Annotated in this window: 19 protein-coding genes and 1 pseudogene; 17 read left to right on the top strand and 3 right to left on the bottom strand. The window is 64.5% G+C overall.

Annotation, left to right across the window (positions count from 1 at the left end; all coding sequences use genetic code 11):
* Window positions 1-9: 9 nt before the first annotated feature.
* Window positions 10-954, bottom strand: a complete 945-nt coding sequence (locus tag AB4850_RS03600; RefSeq protein WP_414441238.1) for a GntR family transcriptional regulator — start codon at window positions 952-954, stop codon at window positions 10-12.
* Window positions 955-1,122: 168 nt separating this feature from the next.
* Between AB4850_RS03600 and AB4850_RS03595 the strand changes: the two genes are divergently transcribed.
* Both AB4850_RS03595 and AB4850_RS03590 read left to right on the top strand, forming a co-directional pair.
* Complete coding sequence (locus tag AB4850_RS03595; protein ID WP_414441237.1) at window positions 1,123-1,812, top strand: aspartate/glutamate racemase family protein; 690 nt, start codon at window positions 1,123-1,125, stop codon at window positions 1,810-1,812.
* Between the two features lie 228 nt (window positions 1,813-2,040).
* On the top strand, window positions 2,041-3,327 hold the full coding sequence (locus AB4850_RS03590; RefSeq protein WP_414441236.1) for an MFS transporter: 1,287 nt from the start codon (window positions 2,041-2,043) through the stop codon (window positions 3,325-3,327).
* Window positions 3,328-3,506: 179 nt separating this feature from the next.
* On the opposite strand, the gene AB4850_RS03585 is transcribed toward AB4850_RS03590, so the two are convergent.
* The gene (locus AB4850_RS03585) at window positions 3,507-4,574 is read right to left on the bottom strand and encodes a lactonase family protein (RefSeq protein WP_414441235.1); all 1,068 of its coding nucleotides are present in this window, start codon (window positions 4,572-4,574) and stop codon (window positions 3,507-3,509) included.
* A gap of 430 nt (window positions 4,575-5,004) precedes the next feature.
* On the opposite strand from AB4850_RS03585, the gene AB4850_RS03580 reads away from it, so the two are divergent.
* From AB4850_RS03580 to AB4850_RS03545, 8 genes and pseudogenes are all read left to right on the top strand, one after another.
* Window positions 5,005-6,306 carry an MFS transporter gene (locus AB4850_RS03580; protein ID WP_414441234.1) on the top strand — a complete coding sequence of 434 codons (1,302 nt, stop codon included), beginning with the start codon at window positions 5,005-5,007 and terminating at the stop codon, window positions 6,304-6,306.
* A 286-nt stretch (window positions 6,307-6,592) separates the two neighbouring features.
* A complete protein-coding gene (locus AB4850_RS03575) occupies window positions 6,593-7,012 on the top strand; it encodes a cupin domain-containing protein (protein ID WP_414441233.1) in 420 nt (139 codons plus the stop codon).
* A gap of 78 nt (window positions 7,013-7,090) precedes the next feature.
* Entirely contained in the window at window positions 7,091-8,146 is a 1,056-nt protein-coding gene (locus AB4850_RS03570) for an Ldh family oxidoreductase (protein ID WP_414441232.1), read from the top strand.
* Between the two features lie 16 nt (window positions 8,147-8,162).
* Window positions 8,163-8,465, top strand: coding sequence for a putative quinol monooxygenase (locus AB4850_RS03565; RefSeq protein WP_414441231.1), 303 nt, complete (start codon window positions 8,163-8,165; stop codon window positions 8,463-8,465).
* A gap of 71 nt (window positions 8,466-8,536) precedes the next feature.
* Complete coding sequence (locus tag AB4850_RS03560; protein ID WP_414441230.1) at window positions 8,537-9,931, top strand: aldehyde dehydrogenase family protein; 1,395 nt, start codon at window positions 8,537-8,539, stop codon at window positions 9,929-9,931.
* Between the two features lie 258 nt (window positions 9,932-10,189).
* Window positions 10,190-11,116: a GntR family transcriptional regulator gene (locus AB4850_RS03555; RefSeq protein WP_414441229.1), complete on the top strand. Its 927-nt coding sequence runs from the start codon at window positions 10,190-10,192 to the stop codon at window positions 11,114-11,116.
* A 173-nt stretch (window positions 11,117-11,289) separates the two neighbouring features.
* Window positions 11,290-11,439: pseudogene (locus AB4850_RS03550) on the top strand (IS5/IS1182 family transposase); the annotation flags it as partial.
* A 135-nt stretch (window positions 11,440-11,574) separates the two neighbouring features.
* Window positions 11,575-12,381, top strand: a complete 807-nt coding sequence (locus AB4850_RS03545) for an alpha/beta fold hydrolase (protein ID WP_414441228.1) — start codon at window positions 11,575-11,577, stop codon at window positions 12,379-12,381.
* Between the two features lie 6 nt (window positions 12,382-12,387).
* Here AB4850_RS03545 and AB4850_RS03540 read toward each other — a convergent pair whose 3' ends face one another.
* A complete protein-coding gene (locus tag AB4850_RS03540; RefSeq protein ID WP_414441227.1) occupies window positions 12,388-13,308 on the bottom strand; it encodes a LysR substrate-binding domain-containing protein in 921 nt (306 codons plus the stop codon).
* 156 nt (window positions 13,309-13,464) lie between these two features.
* Between AB4850_RS03540 and AB4850_RS03535 the strand changes: the two genes are divergently transcribed.
* The 7 genes from AB4850_RS03535 to AB4850_RS03505 all read left to right on the top strand — a co-directional run bounded on the left by AB4850_RS03535 (window position 13,465) and on the right by AB4850_RS03505 (window position 21,662).
* Entirely contained in the window at window positions 13,465-14,124 is a 660-nt protein-coding gene (locus AB4850_RS03535) for an RraA family protein (RefSeq protein WP_414441947.1), read from the top strand.
* Window positions 14,125-14,153: 29 nt separating this feature from the next.
* Window positions 14,154-14,834 (top strand): RraA family protein, encoded by a 681-nt coding sequence (locus AB4850_RS03530; RefSeq protein WP_414441226.1) that lies wholly within the window; start codon window positions 14,154-14,156, stop codon window positions 14,832-14,834.
* On the top strand, window positions 14,831-16,042 hold the full coding sequence (locus AB4850_RS03525; protein ID WP_414441225.1) for a pyridoxal phosphate-dependent aminotransferase: 1,212 nt from the start codon (window positions 14,831-14,833) through the stop codon (window positions 16,040-16,042). Before AB4850_RS03530 ends, AB4850_RS03525 begins: the two co-directional genes overlap by 4 nt.
* A 344-nt stretch (window positions 16,043-16,386) precedes the next feature.
* Window positions 16,387-17,343: an ABC transporter ATP-binding protein gene (locus tag AB4850_RS03520; RefSeq protein WP_414441224.1), complete on the top strand. Its 957-nt coding sequence runs from the start codon at window positions 16,387-16,389 to the stop codon at window positions 17,341-17,343.
* A gap of 19 nt (window positions 17,344-17,362) precedes the next feature.
* Entirely contained in the window at window positions 17,363-18,127 is a 765-nt protein-coding gene (locus tag AB4850_RS03515; RefSeq protein WP_414441223.1) for an ABC transporter permease, read from the top strand.
* Between the two features lie 193 nt (window positions 18,128-18,320).
* The gene (locus AB4850_RS03510) at window positions 18,321-19,391 is read left to right on the top strand and encodes a lactonase family protein (protein WP_414441222.1); all 1,071 of its coding nucleotides are present in this window, start codon (window positions 18,321-18,323) and stop codon (window positions 19,389-19,391) included.
* Between the two features lie 357 nt (window positions 19,392-19,748).
* Window positions 19,749-21,662 (top strand): SMP-30/gluconolaconase/LRE-like region family protein, encoded by a 1,914-nt coding sequence (locus tag AB4850_RS03505; protein WP_414441221.1) that lies wholly within the window; start codon window positions 19,749-19,751, stop codon window positions 21,660-21,662.
* The last annotated feature ends 9 nt before the right edge of the window (window positions 21,663-21,671 follow it).

Below are 21,671 nucleotides of genomic sequence, written 5' to 3'. Positions count from 1 at the left end.
TGCGTACCCTCAGAGGTGCGCGTCGACGTCCAGTTGCGAGACATCGGCCACCACTTCACCGGCCATAACCGGCCCCTCCGCCTTCATCTTGCTCGCCACGTCCAGATGCTTGCGCATGAAGGCGGCGGCTCGGTCCCGGCTACCCGACTCGACCAGGTCAAGAATATGGAGATGTTCCTCGCATTGCTGCACGAGCCTCGAACGCTCGGTAGCGGCCCGATACTCCATGAAACGGCGCAGTTGGTTCTGCCGCTCCAGTGCCTCGATGAAGAAGCGATTCCCGGAGCATTTGATCAGGACCTCGTGGAAGTCCGAGCCGTTTGTAAACAGCCTCGATCGAGGCAGCGTGAAGATGTCGCCATCCAACATTTCGGCTTGCGCGCGACGCACCCTCGCGAATTCGGCCTTGTTCACCCTGAAGCTCGACTCCATCAACGCAGACGGCTCAATCGCCATCCGAAATCGGTAGCTTTGAATATAGGCCTGGCGATCCTGGAGGAACGGGTTGATCCGCCAACCTTGGCCCATTTTTCGGGTGACCATGCCTTCATTGGCAAGACGTTGCAGCACCTTGAGCAGCGAGCCGCGGGACACTTCGTATCGGCGGATCAGCTCGGCTTCGTTGAACTCCTCCGCGATGACGCCGCCCAGGCAATCGTCGGCGACACGCAGGTAGAACTCCTCATGAGGATCCGACCCGAAAGGCAGGGACGAGGTATCGATCGCTTTCGCATCGACGGCCAGGAAAATACCTCGATTGACCTCTTTGACCACGATGCCGTGTTGAGCGAGCAGCGCAAGTCCGCGACGCACCGGTGAGCGCGAGAGCCCCAACTCGTTAGCCAAGGCCTCCTCGCGCAAATGCTGGCCAGCGGCAAAGGATCGGGCGCGCACGATATCCACGATCTTCGCTGCGACCTGATCGGCCAACGCGCCAGTGTTTTCCGATTTCATGATGAGAAGTAAGGGTTAAACAAAACCGACCAAGCTGCCTGCCACACTTAACTAGAGGAACGGGCGAACAAATTTCCCCACCTGGGACATGCCCCTGTTGACGTCCACATCAAACCGACCAACAATGTACTTTATCGAAACGCCATACAATTTACAGATCCTCCGACGATGAAGACTTCGCCCCGTATCCACCTGATCCACGCCACATCCGTCGCCATTGCGCCGATCAACGACAGTTTCTCACGTCTGTGGCCGGAGGCCGTCGTCTTCAACCTGCTCGACGACGCCCTGACGCCCGACCTGAAAGCCGCTGGCGGCAACATCGACGCCATGACGCCGCGCTTCGTCGAGCTGACTCGGTACGCCGTACAGTCCGGCGCGGATGGCGTGTTGTTTACCTGCTCATCGTTCGGACCCGCGGTTGAAGCAGCGCAGTCAAGTGCCGCAGTGCCGGTGCTCAAACCGAACGAAGCCATGATCGAAGAGGCCGCCGCCATCGGAACGCATATTGCCTTGGTGGCCACGTTCGAACCGGCGCTTGCCCCTATCAGAGCGGAATTCGGGCTTCATGCGCAGCAGAACGAACTGTCCCTGCAGATCGAGCCGTTCCTGGTTCCAGGCGCATGGGAGGCGATTCAACGTGGCGATCAAGCGACCCACGACCGATTGATCGTCGAAACATGTGCCGCAGCGGCGCATTGCGACGTGGTGTGTTTCGCGCAATTTTCAATGACGAAAGCCCAACCAGCGGCCGAACAGGCCTCCGGCAAGCCGACGCTCGCGACACCCGATAGCGCGGTTCGGAAGATGAAAAGCCTTCTGGGCCAAGAGCGACGCACCTTGGATACGCGCATTTAAGCTCGCCTTTAATTGTACTAATTTCAAATAAAAGACACAAATACACGTACTAATATGCTCGGTCGTTTCCAACGACTTCCTAAATTCAAGCGTCATTGGCGAAAAACCTGGCGAGAATTGTCGGATTTTTACGTATGCAATATGGCATGCGGAAGAATCCGATCGCATGACGGGGGCGACATCGCTCTCGCTACAGCCACCAAAGTGCTGATCTAAATGGAGACACGCATGCCTCGCCGCCGATACTGGATCGCCGCGCTCCTCTTCGGGCTGTCGACGATCAACTATATGGATCGCATCGCCCTGTCCATTGCTGCCAAGCCGATTGCACGTGAATTTCACCTGAACTCGGTCAGCATGGGCTACCTCTTTTCATCCTTCATCTGGAGCTACGCGTTATTTCTGCTGCCGCTTGGGCTGATGATCGACAAGTTCGGCACCAAGAAAATGGCGGGATGGGGCATTCTCGTCTGGTCCGCGGCGACTGCCTTGACGGGTATGGTCTCGAGCTTTGGCGGCCTGATGGTGGCACGACTCGTCATGGGAGCGGGGGAATCGGTGAGTAATCCCGTGGCCGCGAAAGTGATTCGACAGTGGATGCCGGCAAGCGAACGGGGGATGACGACCGCCATGTTCGCCAGCGGCTCCTACGCCGGCCCCGCGATTTGCTCCCTGTTTCTCGGCACGTTGATCGGAGCCTTCGGCTGGCGAGTGTCCTTCATCATTGCGGGCGCGATCGGCTTTGTCTGGCTTGCGCTTTGGTACGTCTTCTTCAATACGCCCGAAAAGGTCACCTGGTTGAGCACCGAGGAGCAGAACAAGATCTTGTCGGAGCGAGACTCGGTGCAGCCCGGCGCGGTTGGCGAGCAGCAGGCCTTTGGACTGGCGACGCTGCTCAAGTCGCCGACGATGTGGGCACTGGCCGTGACGCAAGGCTGCCAGGTGTACACCCAATATTTGCTGCTCACGTGGCTGCCGAGCTACCTGGAGACGACTCGCCATCTCAGCCTGACGCACACCGGCCTGTTCTCCTCGCTGCCCTACGCGGTTTCGGTAATTCTGTGCATGCTCGCCGGCCGCCTGAGCGATCGCCATCTCAAGCACTCGGGCGTGGCAACGGGGCGCCGTCGCAACGCAGTCGCGCTCGCACTGCTGGTCGGAGCGTCGATTTTGGCGGTCCCATTCACCTCCAACCTGATCGTGCTGATGGTCATCTTCGCCGCCACGCTTACGGGCATTTCGTCGACCGCCTCGTTGAATATCGCACTGCTCAGCGATTTGCTGCCGAGTTCAAGGGATGTGGCAAAAGCGATTGCAATGCTCATCATTGGCGGACAAGTGTTCGGCATGATTGCACCGATCGCGACGGGATACGTCGTCAATGCGACGGGGAGCTACAACTGGGCATTCGGCATCGCCGGGATATTGCTGGTGACTGGCGCCACGGTCGTATTGACGTTGACGCACAAGCCCATCGCACCTCCGCCCAACTTGTCCGGGCCAAGCCATGGATAGCGAGACGTGCAATCGTCACCGCATGTTTCGGTTGATGCACGCGCGGCGCGTGCTGCCACGATCAATCGTGAGGATGGCAAATCACGAAAATCCCTTGGCATGCCGCCACTCACCGAGCCTATGCCGATCAGCCGAACCGAGAAACTTGCTGCCCGGTTCGGCCGCGCTAGCCAACGAGGCTATCGCGTCTTGAACACCGCGCAGACGGGGCTGCCCGTCTTGATGATCTGCCCCGTCATTTCCAGCCCCTTTCCGTTCGCCGCACATGCGAACTCGACGATCGTGTCGGAACGCTCATTGGCGACGTACAGTCGCCGGCCGTCGGGGCCAAGGCAAATGAATCTCGGGAAGTCGCCGTGGGTGGGAACCCAGGCGGACAACCTCGGCATCCCGTTGAACGGATCCAGCGCAATCGTCGCCACCGAATCGTGCCCGCGGTTCGATACGTAGACTGCCCCGCCATCGGGCCCAATCACGATACCGGCCGCGGACGACTCGCCGTCGAACGAAGCCGGCAGAAGGGAGATCGTTTCAAGCGGCGTCATCCCGCCTGTTTCGACGTCGAACTCCCATGCCGTCATCGTCGAGTCGAGTTCATTGGCCACGTAGATCAAAGGCAGAACCGGATGAAACGCCACGTGACGCGGCCCTGAACCCGGCTTCCATCGATGCGCAACGACATCGGGCTTGCCCTCATCGTGCCAACGAATGACGAACACGGTGTCGAGCCCCTTGTCGGGGACGATGTGCCAATTCGTATCGCTCGATCGGGTCACATATCGCGCGATCTGATGCGGATGCGAGCTGCCCTGCTCCTTGGGATGGGGGCCCGGCTCACCCGGCAGTTGAATGAGCGGCCCCGCATGCCCGAGCGCACCGTCGGCACTGATCGGCAATCGCGTCACCGAGCCGGTGGCGTAGTTCGCAATGGCGAGCCAAGCACCGTTGGCCGAAAGCGCCAGGTGAACCGGATTGCGCCCCTCGCACGACACCGCGCCGAGGTCGGTCAAGCGCCCTGTTTCGGAGTCGATGCGGTACGCGCTCACCTGGCTGCCATCGCCGTGGATCGAGTACAAGACGGTTTGCTCGTCGTTGAGCGCCAGGAACGACGGGTTATCGAGGGTCGGGTGGATGTCGACCAACGTCCACGCCATCGTGCCGGACGCCACCGCATAGATGCCGATCCCCTTGCCTCGGGCGTTGCGCTCACGCGTTGTGCGACACCCCACATAGGCGAACGTCTGCATCACGCCTCCTGCCTTGCACCGCTGCGGCCAACCATCGCCGCCCAAGGTCTATTTCCACTCGAAAGCACGTACCAGACTGCCTGCATTGGGGTTTTCTCCTACTGTGACGCAAGTCTCTTGCAATTGGCATTTATGCATTTTATGCTCACGAAAATCTTATCGCAAAGCTGCACGATGCTAGCGTAAACGCTGATGTCCGTCCATGAAACTGCGTCTCGTTGCAGGCCGGAATGAATGAAGGATGAATCATCCAGCCTTTATGGCAGCAGAAAAGACGGAGTGCGAGCAGATCTGTGCGGATGTAGGACGAGCCACGTTCCGATGTCGTGTCTCACGCACCGGTTCGGGCGTGAATGGCATCTCGCGCCCTATATTGCACTTTATCTTCACATAACGCTTCCAAATACACACCTCCCCTCAGGAGACAACGATGTCCTATCGCCGCGGCTGGATAGCCGCCTTCCTCTTCTCGCTCGCGATGATCAATTACATGGATCGCATCGCGCTCTCCATTGCCGCGGTGCCGATCGCGAAAGAGTTCGGCCTCTCGACGGTCAGCATGGGCTACCTGTTTTCCTCGTTCATCTGGAGCTATGCGCTGTTCCTGATCCCGATGGGCTTGCTGCTTGACCGCTTCGGTCCGAAAAAGATTGCGGGCGTCGGCATCTTCATCTGGTCGGCCGCAACCGCCCTGACCGGATTCGCAGGAAGTTTCGCCAGCCTGCTGAGCGCCCGCCTCGTCATGGGTGGCGGCGAATCGTGCAGCAACCCGGTCGGCGCCAAGGTGATCCGTCAGTGGATCCCCGCCGGGGAGCGCGGCGTGGTCACCGCGCTGTTCAATAGCGGCTCATACGCGGGCCCGGCGATTTGCTCGATCTTGCTGGCCTGGTTGGTGACGAGCTTTGGGTGGCGACTTTCTTTCGTCATCGCGAGCGGCATCGGCTTCGTGTGGCTGGGCGCCTGGCTGCTGTTCTTCGACACGCCGGAGAAAGCGCGTTGGCTCGGCGCGGCAGAACGCGAAAAGATTCTGCGTGAGCGTGACGTCAAGCCGGCCTCGGCAAGCGCGGCCGCCAACGGCGACCAGCCGTCCCATGGCCTGCTCTCGCTGATGCAGAGTCCGACGCTCTGGGGGCTTGCACTGACCCAGGGCTGCAACGTCTACACGCAGTATCTGTTTCTCACCTGGCTGCCCAGCTATCTCCAGGCAACGCGTCACCTGTCGATCACCAAGACCGGGATGTTCGCGGCGGTGCCGTATGCCGTGTCGGTCATTCTCTGCATCGTCGCCGGCCGTCTGAGCGACATGTACGTGAAACGAGGCGGCGTATCGACCGGCCGGCGTCGCAATGCGGTCGCGCTCGCCATGCTGCTCGGCGCGGTGATCCTGGCCGTACCGTTCACCGAGAACTTGACGGCGCTGCTCATCGTGTTCTCGATCACCTTGACGGGCATTGCGTCCACCACATCTCTGAATTTTGCGTTGCTCAACGATCTGCTGCCCAGCTCGCGCGATGTCGGCAAGGCAATGGCGTTCGTCGTTGTCGGCGGCAACATCTTCGGCATGATCGCGCCGATTGCGACGGGCTACGTCGTGGCCACCACCGGCAGCTATGACTGGGCGTTCGGCATCGCAGGCCTGCTGCTGGTATCGGGCGCGACGATCATCGTCACCATGACACGCCGTCCGATCGTCGCGACCAAGCCGCTGCAAACGTCGACGTCAAACGCTTGATCCCGCGCCGAATCGACATCTCGAAGATTACATTCTGTAATCAAGGCAGGCACCTCAAAATCATCGCGCCTCCAGGCGGCTAGGGAAATTAAATGTCTTTCATCTGAACGACTTTCCTTAATTGCTTTTTTTGATCACATAATGCTATATTGATTTGATGGATGGGGAGCGTTGCCAGACCCCGGTCCGGATTCGGTTCCTTGCGTACCGATTTCCGGATTCCTCATCCACCTCAAACAATCCGCCTCCGTGGCGAGCTTCCCCCTTACTTTGAGTGGAGACGAGCATGTCCATCACGACTCCTTCCGGCGCAGCCCTTCTCAAGCCGGAAACCCTGACGAAGCACGATCGCGGAGGCGGCGCCAGCACGACGCCTCTGGTTGGCAAGGCGATTGGCACCACCAGCTTCATCACCGGCTATACCTCGTTCGGTCCCGGCGTCGAGATCCCGTTCCACAGCCACAACGTGCAGGAAAGCGTCGTGCTGATGGAAGGCGAAGCGATCCTGGACATCGACGGGCTGGAATACGAGCTGAAGGCTCATGACGTCACCTTCATTCCGCCCAACGTCAATCACCGCTTTCGCAATCTGTCGAAGACCAACGGCATGAAGATCCTGTGGATCTACGCGACGCCTGATGCGACGCGCACGTTGACCGATTCCGGCAAGACGCATCCGGTCTCGGCCGAACACGGCAAAGCATGATTTTGGGGGGACCAGGGTGGTCGCGCTCGGCGCTGCCGCCTCCTCCAGCACTTACACCGGCATTTCCAGGAGAGATCAATGCCTTTCAATGCTCAAGCGGACGCGCTGATCCCGTTCGGCGCGGCCGTCCTCAAGTCGCTCGGCGTGCCGACCTCCAACGCCCACCTGCTTGCGGACAGCCTCGTGACCGCCGAACTCTGGGGGCATTCCTCGCACGGGATGCTGCGACTCCCCTGGTATGTCGATCGCCTGCGCAGTGGCGCGATGACCGCGGTCACCGCGCCTGAAACGGTGATGGACGGTGGCGCAATCACCGTGCTCGACGGCCGTCACGGCATCGGTCAGGTGCTGACCAAGCAAGCCACGGAGCTCGGCATCGAGCGCGCACGCGAGCACGGCATCAGCGCCGTGGCAGTCCGCAATTCCAATCACTTCGGCACTGCGGCGTATTTCACGCGCATGTCCGCCGAAGCCGGCTGCATTGCCATTCTCGCGACCAATGCGAGCCCGGCAATGGCGCCGTGGGGTGGCCGTGAAAAGACCATCGGCACGAATCCCTGGTCGGTCGCGGCGCCTGGCGGCAAGCGCGGCACCGCGGTTCTCGATATTGCCAACACGGCCGTTGCGCGCGGGAAGATCTATCTCGCGGCAGAGCGCGGCACGGAGATTCCGGCCGGCTGGGCCGCTGACGAAAACGGCGTGCCGACCACGGACGCCAGCAAGGCCGTTCACGGCCTGATCCTTCCGATGGCCGCCCATAAGGGATACATCATCGCGTTCATGATGGATGTGCTCGCCGGCGTGCTGACCGGCAGCAAATTCGGCAAGGATGTCGTCGGCCCGTACGACCCGACCCGCCCGAGCGGCTGCGGCCACCTGCTGATCACGATCGACATCAAGTCGATGATGCCGCTCGCCGAGTTCGAACAGCGCATGGAAACGCTCATCGACGAAGTCAAGAGCTCGCCGGCCGCACACGGCGTCGAAGAGATCTTCTTCCCCGGCGAAATCGAGGATCGCAACACGATCAAGTTTCGCGAATCCGGTATCACGATCGCCGACCACACCTGGCAAAGCCTGATGAAACTGAGCGTCGAGACCGGCACGGATCTCCCCGCCTCCACTCGTATCTGACGAAACAGGACACAACATGCTCTCGCTTATCGTTTCCCTGAAGGTCCATGAAGAGCGTCTCGACGAGTTCCTCGCCGCCATTGAGCAAAACGCGAAGAGCACGTTCAACGACGAAGCCGGCTGCCGCTACTTCGACGTGACGCGCGACACCAAGGATCCGCTCCACTTCATGTTCTACGAGCTGTACGACGACGAAGCCGCGATCGATGCGCATCGCGCCGCGCCGCACTTCGCGAAGTGGCGCGAAGCGGCCGGGCGCTGCGTCGTGCCGGGCAGCCAAGTCAATACGATCGCTCACCGTCTCTTCCATCACGCCTGACCGGATCGCTTTCACGATCCGTCGACTCGGACCGGTGCCGTCATGTGCCGGTCCATGACAGGACATCCGTCATGACGCACACGATTACCACCCTCGATCCGGTCAACGGCGAAACGCTGGCCACCTATCAGAGCTGGACCGCCGAGCAGGTCGAGCAAGCCGTCGCCAAGGGCCACGCAGCGGCGCGCGCCTGGGGCGCGGTGCCGGTCGCGCAACGCGTCGATCTGCTGCGCGCCCTTGCTGAAACGCTGCGCAGCCAAAGCGACAAGCTCGCCGCGCTGACCACCGCCGAGATGGGCAAGATCCTTCCCGAAGCCGCCGGCGAAGTCGAGAAGTCGGCTGTCACGGCCCTCTATTACGCGGACAACGCCGCACGCATCCTGGCCCCCGAAGCGGCCGCCATCGAAGGCGTCGATGCATGGATTCGCCACGAACCCATCGGCCTGATTCTTGCCGTGATGCCATGGAACTTCCCGGTGTGGCAAGTCATGCGCTTCGCCATCCCGACCCTGGCCGCGGGCAACGGCGTCATCCTCAAGCACTCCCCGAACGTGACCGGCAGCGCGCTGGCACTGCAACAGGTGTTCATCGACGCGGGCTTCCCCGAGCATCTCGTCACGACCCTCGTGGTTGCCGAGCCCGACGTCCCGGCAACGATCGAGGCCTTGATCGAAGACGACCGCATCGCCGCCGTGACCTTGACCGGCTCGAATCGTGCAGGTGCCGCTGTCGGTGCTGCCGCTGGCCGCGCATCGAAGAAATCGGTGCTCGAGCTGGGCGGCTCGGACGCATTCGTGGTGCTCGACGATGCGGATCTGCCGACGGCCGTGGCGGCCGCCATCAAGGCACGCTTCAACAACGCCGGCCAGAGCTGCGTGTGTGCGAAGCGCTTCATCGTTTCGGCTTCGATCGCCGAGGCCTTCACCACCCGATTCGTCGCTGGCGTGCGCGCCTTGGTCGTGGGTGATCCCACGCAGACCGGCACCCACATGGGCCCGGTTGCACGCGGCGATCTGCGCGACGCACTCGACCGTCAAGTGCAGCGCTCGATCGAAGCAGGCGCAACGCTGCTCACCGGCGGCAAGGCCGTCGCAGGTGATGGCTACTTCTATGAGCCGACCGTGATCGGCAACACCGGCCCGGGCATCGCCGTGTTTGACGAAGAGACCTTCGGCCCGGTCGCAGCGATCGCCGTTGCGCAAGACGATGCGGATGCCATTCGCCTGGCGGGCGCCACGCAGTTCGGCTTGTCGATCAGCATCTGGTCGGCGTCGGTCGATCGTGCGCTGTCGATCTCGAACGGAGTCACGACGGGTGCAGTGTTCATCAATGCCATGACCGCCTCGGATGCCCGCGTGCCGTTCGGCGGAACGAAGAAGTCGGGTTACGGCCGGGAACTGGCTACCGCGGGGATTCGCGAGTTCACCAACACCCGAACTTATTGGTCGGTGCCGCGCAAGGCGTAATTGCTCTCGAGCGCATGGTCAGGCGCCGCGGCTCTGCCTCGGCGCCTTTTCTTCAAGGGGACCATGCAGCACGTCCTCCCTTCAATATCCTTGCATTTCATTATCAAATAATGCAAATTAGTGCGTAAATACCGTCATCGCACCATCCCCATGGGGCCATCCTTCCGCCCTGCAGCAATGGCAAAATCACGGTAATTCGACTCCCGAGCGGGTTCACTGCCCGCTGCGCAAAACGCACGTATGCCGCCCAAAGCCCAGATGGAAGCCGTCGCCACGGATCATCGCACCCCGCTCACCCAACTCCAGTTTCGGGTGGCGAGGGAAATTTTGACGCTCGCTCGTCGCGATGATCTCGCGCTTGGGGATCGCCTGGCCGAATCGCTGCTGGCGGAGCGCATCGGCACGTCCCGCACGCCGGTGAACGTTGCGCTTCACCATCTCGCCTCTCTCGGGGTGGTGCATTACGACGCGAATCGGGGCTTCTTCATGGCGCGCGCCGCCCGCGATGTGGGCGACGTCTCCGAGCAATTCTTCAACGAACCGGACGATCCCCTGTACCTGAAAATCGCCGACGACCGCCTCGCGCAACGTTTGGCCGACGTGGTGTCGGAAGCCGACCTGATGCGGCTCTACGATGTCTCGCGCAGCGAACTGCGCCGCATTCTGTCGCGCATCCAGGAAGAAGGTTGGATCGAGCGGCAGGTGGGCCATGGCTGGCAGTTCACATCGTTGATTGATTCGGTCGAAGCTTACGAAGAGAGTTATCTGTTCCGGTCGGCAATCGAGCCGACCGGCATCATGTCCCCTTCTTTCGCCGCAAATCGCGTCGAACTGGAAGAGCTGCGTCGGCGGCAAAAGTACATTTCCGAGGAAGGCTATCTCGCCATGAACTCGGTCGAGCTGTTCGAAGCGAACAGCGATTTTCACGAGACCATTGCGCGCTGGTCCGGCAACCGCTTTATCGCGCAATCGGTTCGCCGCATGGATCGGCTGCGGCGCCTGGTCGAGTATCGTCAGGCCAAGGACCGCAAGCCACGTCGCGAGCACGCACTCGAGCACCTCGAAATTCTGGAGGCGATTGCCCAACACGACCTGCTTCGCGCGGCCGCATTGCTGCGCAAGCACCTCGAGGAAGCACGACGCAGCAAGGTTCATGCACGAGAGGTGTTCACACAGTCGGCTTGAACTCCGCCCTCACCACGCGGCCATCCGGCCGTTTTTTTGCATGTCGATGCGTTTTGTCGCTACATAGCGCTTTGCGACGAATCATGGGTGGCGCTGGATCCGCCGATTCCGGAGTTCACGCCGTCGCCCAAGAGCGGACGGCGGCGCGGCATCAAGGCTCGGATAGCGCCTAGCGACTCGGGCGACATCGTTGGGGCGTCGAGCGCACGCCTGCCTGGTTCGCCGGATTCGGCAAGCTACGGTTTTGCTTCGAGCCGCGCCTCGATATTCACGCCGCTTTGCTCGTCCTGGCTGCCGCCGTCATCTGCTCGAGAATCGTGGATGACTTGACAGTCCGTATCACAGCGATACGAAATGCGGATTGGTTCGGCCGGGCCGGCGCGGCGATGATACCAACGCCTGCCGCTCCGAGCGATGCGCGGCCGGCAGCCCTCTCCATCGCCCGCGTTCGGAACACCATGGTCGACATCATCAGCGAAACGCTCGAACTCCGGGTTCGAGGCCTCGATTTGCAAATCGCCGCGATTCACCGGCCCGGCGCCGGTGCACCGGTGGTATTCCTGCACGGCTTCGGCTCGACCAAGGAGGACTACGCCGATTTCGCGCGGCTGGCCGCGTTCTCGGGCCGCCCGTTCGTGGCCTACGATGCGCCCGGCTGCGGCGACAGCATCTGCAGCGACCTTCGCGCGATCGATATCCCGCTGCTGGTGGACACCGCCCGCGCCGTGCTCGCGCACCTGGGCGTGCAGCGCTTTTACCTGGTGGGGCATTCGATGGGCGGCCTGACGGCGCTGCTGCTGGCCCGCGACGAAGGCGAGCGCGTGCTCGGCTTCGTCGATATCGAGGGCAACGTCGCCCCTGAGGATTGCTTCCTGAGCCGGCAGATCTTCAGTCATCCCGATGAAGATCCGCAGGCGTTCCTCACCGCGTTCATCGTGCGGGCGCGGCAATCGGCGGAGTTCTCCAGCTCGTTGTATGCGGCCAGCCTGGGCCTCAAGGTGCGGGCGCAGGCCGTGCGCGGCATCTTCACGTCGATGGTGACGCTGTCCGACCACGGCGCGCTGATGGACGCGTTGCTCGGCCTGCCCTGTCCGACGATGTTCATGTACGGGGAGCAGAACGACCACCTCTCCTATCTGCCGCGACTGGAAGCGGCCGGCGTCACGCTCGCGCGCATCGCGCGCTCGGGCCATTTTCCGATGTACTCGAACCCGGTCGCGATGTGGGATCGGATCGCCGGGTTCGTCGGCGCGCCAGCGCGCTAGACACCGCTAGACACGCCGCTTGACGCCGGCTGTCTGGCCGCGCGCCCATGCCACCACCGCGTCCACCATCGGATGATGGCGGGCCGGGTTCCAGGCCAGCGCCGCCGTGACCACCATCACGCGCTCCTTGAGGGGCCGGAACACGACGCTCTCCGACGCCAGCTTGCGCATCGACGCCGGCACCAGCGCCACGCCCTGCCCGCAGCCGACATAGGCGATCTGCGAGGTGACCGATCGCACCTCGTGCAGCACGCGCGGGCTGAAGCCGTTCTCGCGGCAGATCGCGGTCAGCAGGTCGAAATAAGCCGGACTGACCTGCCGCGACGACATCACCAGCGATTCGTCGGCCAGCGCGCGCAGCCGCACTCGCGACAGCGCCGCCAGCGCATGCCCGCGCGGCAAGGCCACGGCGAGCCGGTCCTCGGCCAGCGGCAGGCTGTCGATGCCGTGCGCGGCCGCGCCGTCGAGCCGGACGAACGCCACGTCGAGTTCGCCCGATTGCAGCGCGGGGATCGCCTCGACGCTGTCGATCTCGCGCACGAACACGCTCAGGCCCGGATGGTCGCGCTTCAGCGCGGCCTGCAACGCCGGCACCGTGTCGAGCATCGCCGAGGTGATCGCCCCGACCTGCAGCACGCCCGACTGGCCGGCCGCCACCTCGCGCACCACGCGTTCGAGCCGCTCCACCTGATCGGCGAACTGCCGCACGGCCGGCAGGATCGCGGCGCCGGCCGCGCTGAGCCGCGTGCCGCGCCGCGAACGCTCGAACAGCGTCAGCTTCAGCGACTGTTCGAGCACCTTGATCTGCTCGGTCAACGGCGGCTGCGACATGTTCAGCCGCTGCGCCGCCCGCCCGAAATGCTTTTCCTCGGCCACCGCCAGAAACATCCACAGCTGGCGGATCAGCCGGAAATCGATGCTTGCCATCGCGTCCTCCACGTTCGGCCGGCGTGGACTAGACCACGCCGGTGCCCGACAGCCTAATCCGAAAAACGTATCAGTACGATATCGAATCGAGAATTTACGGATCAGTAGCGCACCGCCACGATGAGGGCCTTGCCACCCGATCCCATCACCGCCGCCATGACCGACGCCTCGCCCCTCGACCGGCTCGCCTCGCTCGATACCAATACCGTCTCGGACGCCCTCGATTTCCTCGGCCTGCCCGGCGCGACCGTCGGCCTGCGCCCGCTGTGGGATTGCCGGAAGATCGTCGGCCGCGCCAGCACCGTGCAGCTCGGCCCGAAGCGCGACGCCGCGCCCACCGCGCACCTGATCTCGCCCGTCATCGACGCCGTGCGCACGCCGGACCGCGTGCTGGTGATCGCCGGCGGCCTGGAAGGCATTTCGTGCTGGGGCGACATCCTCGCGAACGCGGCCGTCGCGAAGCAGATTCGCGGCTCGGTGATCGACGGCCTGTGCCGCGACATCGAGGGCAGCGAAGCGATCGGCTACCCGGTGTTCGGGCGCGGCGTGACGATGATCAGCGCGCGCAATCGCGTGATCCAGCTTCATGCCGGCCAGCCGGTCGAGATGGCCGGCGTGATCGTGCACGAACACGATTACGTGATCGCCGACCGCTGCGGCACGGTGTTCGTGCCGGCCGCGCGCATCGGCGAGGTGCTCGAGCTGGGCGAGCGCATCGCGCGCCGCCAGGACGGCATGGTGGCGGCCGTGCGTGCGGGCCGCCCGGTGGCCGACGTGATGCACGACACGGCGTTCGAAGCGATCCGCGCCGGTTGATTTCTCTTTCTCAGGATGCCAAAACAATCATGACGAACCCGAAACAAGCTTGCGCCGACGATCGTGCGCTGGTCGCGCTGTTCGCCGGCCTCGATACGCCCGGCGTATCCGATGCGCTCGACAAGCTCGGCCTGCACGGCCAGGCGCTCGGCATCGCGCCGCTGGCCGACTATCCGCACGCCGTGGCCGGGCCGGCCTTCACGGTGCGCTATGCCCCGGCCAGCGCGCCGGCCGGCACGGTGGGCGATTTCATCGACGAGGCGGCCGAGGGCGACATCGTCGTCATCGACAACGGCGGACGCACCGACTGCACGGTGTGGGGCGACATCATGACCCAATACGCGGGCCTGCGCGGCATCGCCGGCACCGTGATCGACGGCGTCTGCCGCGACGTCGGCAAGGCGCTCGGCGACGGCTATCCGCTGTTTACGGCCGGCCGCTTCATGCGCACCGGCAAGGATCGCGTGCAGGTGGAAGCGGTCAACGCCACGGTGTCGATCGGCACGGTGCGCGTGGCGGCCCGCGATATCGTGGTGGCCGACGCGAACGGCGTGGTGGTGGTGCCGCGCGAGCGGGCGGCGGAAGTGGCCGCCACGGCGCGCGCGATCGAGGCGGTCGAGAGTGGCATTCGCGAGCGCATCGCCGCGGGCGCCACGCTGCGCGAGGCGCGTCAGGCGCTCGGCTATCACACGCTCCAGCGCAAATCATGAGCGCCCCCGCCCTGAACCGCTTCCTCGCGGCGGCCCGCCCGTCCGCCACCTATCGCGTGATGGACCGCGTCGCCGCGCATCGCGCCGAAGGCCGGCCGATCGTGTCGCTGTGCGCGGGCGAACCCGATTTCGATACGCCGTCGCACATTCGCGAGGCGGGCGTCGCGGCGATCCGCTGCGGACACACGCGTTATACGCAGGTCGCGGGCCTGCGCGTGCTGCGCGAGGCGATCGCCGGCAAGTTCGCGCGCGAGAACGGCATCGACGTCGACTGGCGGCACACGCTGGTGTGCAGCGGCGGCAAGCAGGTGATCTTCAATGCGATCGCGGCCACGCTCAACGAGGGCGACGAGGTGATCGTGCCCGCGCCCTACTGGGTCAGCTATCCCGAGATCGTGCAGTTGTGCGGGGGCCGGCCGGTGATCGTCGAGTGCGGCGCGGCCAGCGGCTTCAAGCTCGTGCCGGCCGCGCTCGAACGGGCCATCACGCCGCGCACGCGCTGGCTGATCCTCAATTCGCCGTCCAACCCGACCGGCGCGGTGTACCGGCGCGAGGAACTGCTGGCGCTGGCCGAGGTGCTGCTCGCGCACCCCGGCGTGATGGTGCTGTCGGACGATATCTACGAGCACCTGACGTTCGATGGTCAAGCCTTCCACACGCTCGCCCAGGTCGAGCCGCGCCTGCGCGAACGCACGCTGACCATGAACGGCGTGTCCAAGGCCTATGCGATGACGGGCTGGCGAATCGGCTATGGCACCGGGCCGGCCTGGCTGATCGATGCAATGGAAAAGTTGCAGGGGCAACAAACCTCGGGCGCCTCGACCATTTCGCAGTACGCAGCGCTGGCCGCGCTGAACGGCCCGCAGGATTTCGTCCGCGAATCGCGCAGCCGCTTCCAGCGCCGCCGCGACACGCTGGTCGAGCGCCTGAACCAGATCGACGGGCTGCATTGCGCAGTGCCGCAGGGCGCGTTCTATGCCTTTGCCTCGTGCGAGGGCTTGATCGGCCAACGCAGCCCGGCCGGGCTGCGGCTCGATTCGGACGAGGACGTGGCCGACGCGCTGCTCGACGAAGCCGGCGTGGCCGTCGTGCCCGGCAGCGCGTTCGGGCTCGGGCCGTACTTGCGCATCGCCTACGCGCTCGACGATGCCGCACTGGCTCGCGCCTGCGAGGCGATCGAGCGGTTCTGCGGCAAGCTCGCGGGCTGAGCGCCGGGCCGCAGCAGAATCGACGAATCGACACATCATGCGATATTCGACCGCAACGCTGCGTTCCCGAAACCGCTGCTATCGAAGGCGGCCCGCCGCTCATCCGAACGATTTTCAGAACAAAACAATATAAACAGAACGAATTGTTTGGAAAATCACGCCAAACAGGCGATCATTGCGCCTGCCTCGGCCCGCCGCTGACGGCACCCGCCCGCCTCGCTATCCTGTCACGCACATATCGATAGCGCGATTGATAACATAGCGTTCCCGTCACCGGCCGGCCCGGTGCCGCGCGGCCATCCAGCCCGCGCGCGTACCGGCCGCCGCACCGCACCGATTCGACCGTGAGCCAAGAACCGATACTGACCGTTTCCCATCTGTCGAAAACCTACGCGTCCGGCTTCAAGTCGCTCGACGACGTCAACCTGTCGATCCGCCCCGGCGAGATCTTCGCCCTGCTCGGCCCGAACGGCGCCGGCAAGACCACGCTGATCAGCGCCATCTGCGGCATCGTCACGCCGACCGAAGGCAGCGTCACCGTGGGCGGCCACGACATCCGCACGCACTACCGCGCCGCGCGCGAGATCATCGGCCTGGTGCCGCAGGAGCTGACCACCGATTCGTTCGAATCGGTCTGGGCCACCGTGTCGTTCAGCCGCGGCCTGTTCGGCAAGGCGCCGAACCCGGCGCACATCGAGAAGGTGCTGAAGGCGCTGTCGCTGTGGGACAAGCGCGACAACAAGATCATCACGCTGTCGGGCGGCATGAAGCGCCGCGTGCTGATCGCCAAGGCGCTCTCGCACGAGCCGCGCCTGCTGTTCCTCGACGAGCCGACCGCCGGGGTGGACGTCGAACTGCGCCGCGACATGTGGAAGCTGGTCGATCAACTGCGCGCCGACGGCGTGACGATCGTGCTGACCACCCACTACATCGAGGAAGCCGAGGAGATGGCCGACCGCATCGGCATCATCAACGGCGGCAAGATCATGCTGGTCGAGGAAAAGACCGAACTGATGCGCCAGCTCGGCAAGAAGCAGCTCACGCTGCAGCTCGACGCGCCGCTCGATGCGATTCCCGAGGCGCTGGCGGGCTTCGGCCTCGAACTCGCCAAGCAGGGCACCGAACTCGTCTACACCTACGAGGTGGAGCGCGATCAGGCGATCGCCACGCTGCTGGCCGCGCTCGCGCAGGCCGGCGTGCGCTTCCGCGATCTGCAAACCTCGCAAAGCTCGCTCGAGGAAATCTTCGTGAGCCTGATCGACGGCGGTCGTACCGCGTCGGCCACGCCCGCCTCCGCCTGACCGCTCGACAGGACCCCGAATGATCAATCTGCATGCGATTCGCGCGATCTACCGCGCGGAAATGGCCCGTACCCTGCGCACCCTGACCCAGAGCATCATCGCGCCGGTGATTTCGACTTCGCTCTACTTCGTCGTGTTCGGCTCCGCGATCGGTTCGCGGATCAGCTCCGTGAACGGCATCAGCTACGGCTCGTTCATCGTGCCGGGGCTGGTGATGCTGTCGCTGCTCTCGCAGAGCATCTCGAACGCCTCGTTCGGCATCTACTTCCCGCGCTTCACGGGCACCATCTACGAGGTGCTGTCCGCGCCAGTGTCGTACTGGGAAATCGTGACCGCCTATGTGGGTGCGGCCGCAACCAAATCGGTGATCCTCGGCGTGATCATCCTGATCACGGCCAGCCTGTTCGTGCCGATGCATATCCTGCATCCGGCCTGGATGGTGCTGTTCCTGATCCTGACCTCGATCACCTTCAGCCTGTTCGGCTTCGTAATCGGGATCTGGGCCGACGGCTTCGAGAAGCTCTCGCTGGTGCCGATGCTGATCGTCACGCCGCTGACCTTCCTCGGCGGCAGCTTCTATTCGGTGGACATGCTGCCGCCGTTCTGGCGCATCGTGTCGCTGTTCAACCCGATCGTCTATCTGGTCAGCGGTTTCCGCTGGGCGTTCTTCGGCCTGGCCGACGTGCACGTGGGCATCAGCCTGGCGATGACGCTGGGGTTCCTGGTGGCGCTGCTGTTCGTGGTGTCGTGGATTTTCCGCACCGGCTACCGGCTCAAGAAGTAAGCGCCGAATGGCGCATCGCATCGCGGCCAACGCGCGCCGCGATGCGTTTCCCGATGACTCGGCGTTTACACCGAGTTTGCCCGCCCCGCGATTGCACCACGCTTTGGCCCGGTTGTATGATGACGTAACACTTGTGGCGGCAAGCCACCCAGCCGCCCGCGTCTTCCTTCACATCCCGAACCGCGATCCCCCGATGACCACTCCGCTGTCCCCCACCCACGTCGTTATCGTCTCGAACGCCGAGGACGGCGACCTCGGCCTCTATCATCTCGACGCCGCGCAGGCCCGCCTCGCCGCCGTCACGCGCACGCCGGCCGGCAGCGTGGTGATGCCGCAGGCGCCCACCCGCGACGGCAAGCAACTGTTCGTGGCCACGCGCGGCGCGCAGCCCAGCATCGTCGGCTACGACATCGGCGCCGACGGCACGCTCACGCAGCGCTTCGCCACGCCGATCGACGCGAGCCTCGCCTACCTGACGGTGGATCGCGATGCGCGCCTGCTGTTCGGCGCGTCGTACGGCGGCAGCCGCCTGTTCGTGTTCGACGCGCGCCGGCTCGAAAGCGGCGACGGCACGCCGCTGCAATTCATCGATCGCATCCAGAACGCGCATTCGATCATCGTCTCCGACGACGACCGCTACGTGTACGCCGCCTCGCTCGGCTCGGACCGCGTGCTGTTCTATGGCATCGCGCGCGCCGGCAACGAAGCGGCGCTGATCGCGCGCGGCGAGCTGGCCACGCCGGCCGGCTTCGGCCCGCGCCATCTGCGCCTCGCGGCGGACGGCGCGACGCTCTACGTGATCGGCGAATTCCACGGCACGGTGCTGGCCGTGCCGCGCGATCCGGTCACGGGCGAGCTGGGCGAGCCGGTGGTGTCGGACCTCGCGCCGAGCATCGCGCACCTGGCGCACGGCGCACCGCGCCCGCCCGCGCCGACCCAACCGGTGGTCTGGGCCGCCGACCTGGCGGTCACGCCCGACAACCGCTTCGTGTTCGCCACCGAGCGCACGGCGAACCGCCTGATCACGTTCCGCGTCGGCGAGAACCGCGCGCTGCACTACGCAAGCTGCATCGAGACCGAACCGCAGCCGCGCGGCATCCGCCTCTCGCCGGACGGCACGCTGCTGGCGGCCAGCGGCGAGCTGTCGGATTCGATCTCGCTGTACCGCGTCGATCCGGCCACCGGCGCGCTGACGCAAGCCGACCGCATCGCCTGCGGCAAGGGCGCGAACTGGATCGAGATCCTGCCGCTGCAAGCGGCCTGAGCCAGCGCCTGACGTCGTCCGCCTCGTAGTCCAGCAAGCGCCCGCTCGTGGCGCTTGCTCCCCCGCCTTCCCCGCTTCCCCCTCCGCTCACTGCTTCGCAATCCGAAACAATTACCGCATGCCGTTGCCGTCCGAGAAACGGCCGGCGATACGGCCTCGATCCCCGTGGCACCCGCGTGACAGCGCGAAAGCCATTCCGTCGCCGAGCCACGACAATCGCGCACCACCGGCGTGAATCGCCGCCAGCGGAATATTTTTCCGATTTCTCTGTGCTATCTGTTTGAAACAGACGGCGCGTGGCCGGCGGCTGCGTCACCGCCGCCCGCGCCGGTTTCCACATCGTCAGGAGAACTCAGTATGGTCAAGCAACGCATGCGCGCTGTCGTCGCCACCGTCTTTCTGGCCGCCTTGACGCCGGCGGCCCTTGCGCAAACCTCGACGGACTGGATCGCCAACACCTACGGCACGATTGCCTCGCACGTCGGCAACGGAGCGCGCTCGATGTGGGTCGCGCCGGAAGGCACGATCTACACGGCGTCGTTCTGGGACGAGAACGCCGGCGGCGTGGGTGTCTACCAGGCGGGGAAGACGCTCGGCTCGATCGGTTCGCATGCCGAATTCCAGGGCGGCGCGATCACCGGCAACGCCACCTCGATCTTCACGCCGCTGCAAGGCACCAAACTGAGCGGCACGGTGGCGCGCTACAACCGCTCGACGGGGCTGCGCGACCTGGCGATCAAGGTCAGCGTGTGGGACACCATCAGCAAGGCCGACGTGATCACCGGCCTCGCCACGGCCGGCACGCTGCTGTATGCGAGCGACTACTTCAGCAACCGCGTGCGCGTGTTCACGACCGACGGCGTCTGGCAGCGCGACATCACCATCGCCACGCCCGGCGCGCTCGCGCTCGATGCATCGGGCAACCTGTGGGTCGCGCAGAAGAACAGCGGCACGATCGTCGAGATCGGCCCGGCCGGCGCGCAGCTCAACACCATTCAGCTCGGCGCGAGCGCGCGCCCGTCGGCGCTCTACTACGACGCGCCGACCGGCCAGTTGATGGTGGGCGACGCCGGCCCGGACATGAACATCAAGCAGTATTCGATCGCGGGCCAGCCGGCGCTGGCGGGCACCTTCGGCGTGACGGGCGGCTATCTCGACGCCACCACCGGCATCAAGGGGCAGGTGGGCGCGAAACGCTTCACGCGGGTGGTCGGTATCGGCCGCGACGCGGCCGGCGTGCTGTACGTGCTGAACAACCCGTGGGGCGGCGGCTGGGACCTGGGCCGCAACGGCCCGACCGACCTGCAGGCCTACGACGGCAGCGGCAACCTCGCGTGGGCGCTGCAGGCGCTGAACTTCGAGGCGGTGGCCGCGCCCGACCCGGTGACCGACGGCGCGCTGTTCTACAGCGGCATGAACATCTATTCGGGCAGCGCGGGCGGCCAGTTCGTGGCGAACACGGTCGATCCGTTCAGCTATCCGAACGATCCGCGGCTCTCGATGACGGACTACCAGCGCGGTCAGCATTTCGGCCAGCTCGCCAGCGTGGGCGGCAACCGGATCCTGGTCGCCACCGGCCAGAACCCCGATATCTACAACTTCTATCACTTCAACCCGGCGTCCAGCGGCTACATCGCGATTCCCGACGGCTCGCTGCCCGGCGCGCTGTTCGGCACCAATGCGATCGTCACGGGCGGCTTCTCGATCGACGAAAACGGCGACGTGTGGGCCGGCATGTCCGGCTCGAGCCAGGTCACGCGCTACCCGTTCGCGGGCTTCGACGCCAACGGCAAGCCGTCGTGGCGCGCGGGCGTGGCGATGCCGGTGCCGGGCACCGTCAAGCCGATCACGCGCGTGATCTACCAGGCGACCGCCGACACCATGGTGCTGGCGCAGGGCATAGCGGGAAGCTGGGATTGGACCGCGATGAACGGCCACCTGGAGGTGTATCACGGCTGGCTCGCCGGCAACCGCACGCCGAACCCGGTCATCGACCTGAGCAGCCCGAACCCGAAGACGATCGCGGTGGCCGGGCGCTACCTGTTCGTCGGCTACGTGCACACCGTGCCGAACATCGACGTGTTCGACCTGAGCACCGGCAGCCTCGTCACCACGCTGGTCAACACCAACCCGGCGGCGATGGATGTGGGCAACGACGTCGATTCGATGTTCGGCCTGCGCGCCTACCTGCGCTCGACCGGCGAGTACGTGATCACCAAGGACAACTACAACGGCTCCAGCATCGTGGTGTATCGCTGGACGCCGCAGTAGTCGCTCAAC

This window comes from Burkholderia sp. 22PA0106, assembly GCF_047497155.1.
Classification (GTDB): Bacteria; Pseudomonadota; Gammaproteobacteria; order Burkholderiales; family Burkholderiaceae; genus Burkholderia.
The sequence above is the reverse complement of the archived record's forward strand: the minus strand, read 5'-3'. Positions and strand labels throughout refer to the sequence as shown.

Bases quoted from the DNA above. Each gene is read 5' to 3' on its own strand.
- AB4850_RS03600 (WP_414441238.1), bottom strand. From the start codon at position 954: ATGAAATCGGAAAACACTGGCGCGTTGGCCGATCAGGTCGCAGCGAAG.
- AB4850_RS03595 (WP_414441237.1), top strand. From the start codon at position 1,123: ATGAAGACTTCGCCCCGTATCCACCTGATCCACGCCACATCCGTCGCC.
- AB4850_RS03590 (WP_414441236.1), top strand. From the start codon at position 2,041: ATGCCTCGCCGCCGATACTGGATCGCCGCGCTCCTCTTCGGGCTGTCG.
- AB4850_RS03585 (WP_414441235.1), bottom strand. From the start codon at position 4,574: ATGCAGACGTTCGCCTATGTGGGGTGTCGCACAACGCGTGAGCGCAAC.
- AB4850_RS03580 (WP_414441234.1), top strand. From the start codon at position 5,005: ATGTCCTATCGCCGCGGCTGGATAGCCGCCTTCCTCTTCTCGCTCGCG.
- AB4850_RS03575 (WP_414441233.1), top strand. From the start codon at position 6,593: ATGTCCATCACGACTCCTTCCGGCGCAGCCCTTCTCAAGCCGGAAACC.
- AB4850_RS03570 (WP_414441232.1), top strand. From the start codon at position 7,091: ATGCCTTTCAATGCTCAAGCGGACGCGCTGATCCCGTTCGGCGCGGCC.
- AB4850_RS03565 (WP_414441231.1), top strand. From the start codon at position 8,163: ATGCTCTCGCTTATCGTTTCCCTGAAGGTCCATGAAGAGCGTCTCGAC.
- AB4850_RS03560 (WP_414441230.1), top strand. From the start codon at position 8,537: ATGACGCACACGATTACCACCCTCGATCCGGTCAACGGCGAAACGCTG.
- AB4850_RS03555 (WP_414441229.1), top strand. From the start codon at position 10,190: ATGGAAGCCGTCGCCACGGATCATCGCACCCCGCTCACCCAACTCCAG.
- AB4850_RS03545 (WP_414441228.1), top strand. From the start codon at position 11,575: ATGGTCGACATCATCAGCGAAACGCTCGAACTCCGGGTTCGAGGCCTC.
- AB4850_RS03540 (WP_414441227.1), bottom strand. From the start codon at position 13,308: ATGGCAAGCATCGATTTCCGGCTGATCCGCCAGCTGTGGATGTTTCTG.
- AB4850_RS03535 (WP_414441947.1), top strand. From the start codon at position 13,465: ATGACCGACGCCTCGCCCCTCGACCGGCTCGCCTCGCTCGATACCAAT.
- AB4850_RS03530 (WP_414441226.1), top strand. From the start codon at position 14,154: ATGACGAACCCGAAACAAGCTTGCGCCGACGATCGTGCGCTGGTCGCG.
- AB4850_RS03525 (WP_414441225.1), top strand. From the start codon at position 14,831: ATGAGCGCCCCCGCCCTGAACCGCTTCCTCGCGGCGGCCCGCCCGTCC.
- AB4850_RS03515 (WP_414441223.1), top strand. From the start codon at position 17,363: ATGATCAATCTGCATGCGATTCGCGCGATCTACCGCGCGGAAATGGCC.
- AB4850_RS03510 (WP_414441222.1), top strand. From the start codon at position 18,321: ATGACCACTCCGCTGTCCCCCACCCACGTCGTTATCGTCTCGAACGCC.
- AB4850_RS03505 (WP_414441221.1), top strand. From the start codon at position 19,749: ATGGTCAAGCAACGCATGCGCGCTGTCGTCGCCACCGTCTTTCTGGCC.